Origin of the sequence: Microbacterium sp. UBA1097, assembly GCF_002313585.1 — a bacterium.
In the GTDB taxonomy this organism is placed as follows: domain Bacteria; phylum Actinomycetota; class Actinomycetes; order Actinomycetales; family Microbacteriaceae; genus Microbacterium.
This window is the reverse complement of sequence record NZ_DCBW01000070.1, coordinates 1-2,466: the sequence shown is the minus strand read 5'-3', so window position 1 is coordinate 2,466 and position 2,466 is coordinate 1. Positions and strand designations below refer to the sequence as shown.

At 68.1% G+C, this 2,466-nt stretch carries 1 protein-coding gene and 1 pseudogene; one reads left to right on the top strand and one right to left on the bottom strand.

Going from position 1 to position 2,466, the window contains the following annotated elements:
* Positions 1 to 349: 349 nt before the first annotated feature.
* Positions 350 to 1,669: an ISL3 family transposase gene (locus B4F19_RS15735; protein ID WP_422662295.1), complete on the top strand. Its 1,320-nt coding sequence runs from the start codon at positions 350 to 352 to the stop codon at positions 1,667 to 1,669.
* A gap of 36 nt (positions 1,670 to 1,705) precedes the next feature.
* Here B4F19_RS15735 and B4F19_RS15730 read toward each other — a convergent pair.
* Positions 1,706 to 2,359, bottom strand: a pseudogene (locus tag B4F19_RS15730) (alpha/beta hydrolase fold domain-containing protein); the annotation flags it as partial.
* Positions 2,360 to 2,466: the final 107 nt, after the last annotated feature.

Sequence of the window (2,466 nt, the reverse complement as noted above, 5' to 3'; positions counted from 1 at the left end):
GGGCGCCGGAACTCGGCGCCCCGCCATGATCGTTCACCAAATTGGGAGCGCTGAACGACCAGAGCGCCCACCCGACTGGAGAACCTTGGGCTCGGTGAGTCGTCGACAGGCTCCACCACCTGTGCCCTCAAGTTTGTCAGGGCCGCCGTCGCAGACAAGGGCCGCCCACGCCGGAACGCGTCGTCGCCCGGCTCCGAGTTGAAGACGGAGCGCGGACGAAATCTGCGCACCGACAAGCGCGACACCTCGGGAGAGCGTCACGTCCAGACCCAGTCAGATGCTCTGCCGAGGGCGCTCAGGGGCTGGCATTCACTGCTCCTCCGTGGCAATACCAACAAGGACCTTCGACGTGTCTCACGATAATTCGGGGTGCACTGACGCGCGCCCCACCTCCTATCCTTGTTCCTGCTGCGACCTGCTGCTCGGACTCGATGGTGTCCATGTCGAACACGTCGACCGCCGCGACGGGGTTCTAGTCGTGACGGTTTCGAGCTCTGCGACACCGAATGGGTGCCCTGGGTGCGGTGTCGTCGCGGTCGGCCGCGGGCGCCGCCGCCGGGTGCTACATGACGTTCCCGGGCCCACTCGGGTGCGGATCGTCTGGCGGCAACGGGTCTTCAGGTGTGACGAGGATAGCTGCGCGCGGAAGACGTTCGTCGAACAGATTCCATCGCTAGTTGCCCACCGCGGGTCGATCACGAAACGAGCCATCGCCTGGGCAGTCGGGCAACTCCGGCGCGAACACGCCACCATTGAAGGAATCCGCCGTCAGCTGGGCACTTCGTGGAAGACGGTGTGGCGCGCCGTCGAATCCGAGTTGGTGAAGCTCGCCGCGGACGAGTCCCGGTTCGCGAACGTCACCACGCTCGGCGTCGATGAGCATGTGTGGCATCACGTCGACCCGCGTCGGCGCGGGTCGAGGGAGCTGACCGGGATGGTCGACCTCACCCGCGACAGCAGCGGGAAGACACATGCCCGGCTGCTGGATCTCGTGCCAGGCCGCTCCGGGACCGCCTACGCGGGATGGCTGAAGGAACGCGGCGACGCGTTCCGGCGCAACGTGCAGATCGCGGCGCTGGACCCGTTCGCCGGCTACAAACGCGCGATCGACGACACCCTCCAAGACGCCGTTGCGGTGCTGGACGCGTTCCACGTCGTCAAGCTCGGCACCACCGCGGTCGACGAGGTCCGCCGGCGGGTGCAGCAAGACACCCTCGGGCACCGGGGCCGCAAAGGCGACCCACTGTTCGGGATCCAGACCATTCTCCGCGCCGGCGCGGAGAACCTCACTGAGAAGCAACGCGCCCGCCTTCACGCCGCGATCGCCGTCGATCCCGCCCACGACGCCGTGCACGTCGCGTGGCAGTGCGCGCAGAAGCTGCGCTCCGCCTACCACGCTAGGGACCTCGCAGAGGGGCGGCGGATCGCCGAGCAGGTCGTCGCGACATTCCCCACCTGCCCGATCCCGGAGATCGCCCGCCTCGGCCGCACCCTGCGCCGGTGGAAGGACGCGTTCCTGGCCTACTTCACCACCGGCCGGGCCAACAACGGAGGAACCGAGGCAGTGAACGGGATCATCGAACTGCATCGCCGTCTCGCCCGCGGGTTCCGTAACCGCGAGAACTACAGGCTCCGGATGCTCCTCGCCGCTGGCGGCCTGGCCCCATGACCCCCACCGAATGTCCGAAGAGCCGGCATTGTCGACCAACGACTCGACCGAACCGGCGTTGACGTACAGCGGGGGGAACCCGGTGAAATCCGCGTAGAGCGGGTTCGCGAGCGGCGCCGACGGGCTGGTGGTCTCCCCCAGCACGCCGGCGATCATGCCCTCCAGGAGCGGCACGGAGATCAGCGCGTCGGTCGCATCGTTGGTGACCAGCGTCGCGCCGCGGTTCTCCATGTCCAGCCACGGGGAGAACGCGATGACGTGCCCGGGCAGCGGCCGTCCCTTCGCCTTCAACGCCAACGGGATGGCGATGGCGAGATTGCCTCCCGCCGAGTCGCCGATGGTGGTGACGTCCTCGGGGTGGACCCCCCGCTCCAGCAGGGCCTCGAACGCCGCGACCCCGTCGTCTACCTGGGCGGGGTGCGGGTGCTCGGGCGCGCGACGGTAGTCCAGCACGAACGCTGTTACCCCGGCCGCCTTCGCGACGTGCGCGGCGAGCTTCCGGTGGCTGGCCGCAGAGCCGACGGCGAACCCGCCGCCGTGCGTGTAGAGGAGGACCTTGGAGCGATCGGCTCCGGCCGGGAACGCCCAGATGCCGGGCACGCCGCCGACCGTCTCCTCCTTGTAGGTGACATTTTCCGGTTCGATGGTCGGCTGGTGCCATTCATCGAAGATGCTGCGGAACAGCCGCATGTCCAGCTCGTGGGTGGCCATGAGCTCGGACCAGCCCAGATACAGATCACGCAGGGCGCTCGGGACGACTGCGGTCGCGGTGGATGACGAGGACATCGCATAACTCC